This is a genomic window from Methanoculleus nereidis (genome assembly GCF_032944295.1).
GTDB lineage: Archaea > Halobacteriota > Methanomicrobia > Methanomicrobiales > Methanoculleaceae > Methanoculleus > Methanoculleus nereidis.
This window is the reverse complement of record NZ_JABFFQ010000023.1, coordinates 1-1512: the sequence shown is the minus strand read 5'-3', so window position 1 is coordinate 1512 and position 1512 is coordinate 1. Positions and strand designations below refer to the sequence as shown.

Here is a 1512-nt window from a genome sequence, read left to right as displayed (position 1 = left end):
GGGTTTACCATGAAAAACTGATCCTGGGGTGATTCCTCATCCTCCTGGATCAAAGAGTCCTCGTTTCTGCACCACATATCCCGCCTGTACCAGAATCTCAATCATTTGCTCAATCGTTTTGTGTGTCCTGTCGATGAGCCGGGGCATTTTGCCTCTTTTTGCAGGAATATTCTCTTCAGCGTAATACTCCCTGTTCGTAAGGAGATGCCAGAGAATACAGAGGATCTTTCGGGCGAGTGCAACAATTGCAACCGTGTATCCCTTGCGTGCCTTCAGTCTCAAAAAGAATGTTCGGAGAACTGAATTTTTCTTCCGTGCTGCAGCCTGCGCCACTTCCACAAGAATCCAGCGCAGATGCTTGGATCCTGTCTTCGTGATCCTGCCTGTTCTCAGAGTGTCGGCTGATTGATAGACCGCAGGGGTCAACCCCGCCCAGGATGCCAGTTTGTCTGCAGAAGCAAAATCCTGAGAGTTCCCGATCTCAGCAAGGATCGTTGCCGCACTGATGAAGCCGATACCCGGCACGGACATGGCAATCCGGAGTTCTTCTTTCCGTTCTTCTAGCCTCGTCTGGATCTCTGCATCAAGGTCCAGAATCTGCTGATTGATCAGGCCGATCTGGTCGAGCGATTGTTCGATGATCAGCACCTGATCGTCACCCAGATGATGCTGGATTGCATCTTTGAGGGCATCCGCTTTCTCTTTGACCTTTTGAGACGGAATTCCCTGGATGATCGTATCGATGGATGTCCCCTGCAGAATCTGTTGAAGGATATACTGCCCGGACTTTCCGAAGATGTCCGTGATCACTGAGGAAAGTTTGATGGAGGCGGATTCGAGAACACGATGAATGCGGTTCTTGAGACGGGTTCGACTGTGGACCTGGTTCTCTCGGGCCCGCGTAAGATTTCTCAATTCCCGATCCTCTTTCGGGAAGATCCGGGAAGGTTTGATCAAACTGTTGAGCGCAAGTTCAGCGATCCATTGCGCATCAACGATGTCTGTCTTTCTCCCGGGAATATTCTTGATCCGGTAGGGATTGGCAACGATCACCTCAATGCGGCCTTCGAGCGTTGAATACACAGAATACCAGTACACGCCAGTGGATTCAACCGCAACCTGCTCACACCCATGGTCAAGAACCCATGACTTCAAGGCGAGCAGACCAGGTTGAGTCTGGGCAAATCGCTCGATCCAAACCTCTCCGCTGTTCGAGAGAACAGCAGCAACAACGAATTTCTTATGGACATCGATCCCACAAACTTTTCCTTTCTGGGGTAACATATGCCTCTCCGGTGGGGAGAATACTGTCCCTCAAAGGCACTTTACCATCCGCGTTCAAAGACGCACGTATGCTTTGGAATGTGACAAACGGCTGGATTCAACATCGGGATTGAGATCCCAAAACCCTTGCAGCCTCGCTCCCCACTGACCAAGACCGCGATCGGATCCGTATTACTGTTTTTCATCAGGTATGCTTGAATCCACATTCATGCCCGATTCAACAGAGCC

At 50.6% G+C, this 1512-nt stretch carries 1 protein-coding gene; it reads right to left on the bottom strand.

What is annotated here, in order from left to right:
• Positions 1 to 36: 36 nt before the first annotated feature.
• The gene (locus tag HL657_RS13405) at positions 37 to 1284 is read right to left on the bottom strand and encodes an IS110 family RNA-guided transposase (protein WP_317297318.1); all 1248 of its coding nucleotides are present in this window, start codon (positions 1282 to 1284) and stop codon (positions 37 to 39) included.
• Between the last annotated feature and the right edge of the window lie 228 nt (positions 1285 to 1512).

What these genes read in the sequence shown, in the direction of transcription:
- HL657_RS13405 (WP_317297318.1), bottom strand. Translation starts at nt 1,284, where the DNA reads ATGTTACCCCAGAAAGGAAAAGTTTGTGGGATCGATGTCCATAAGAAA.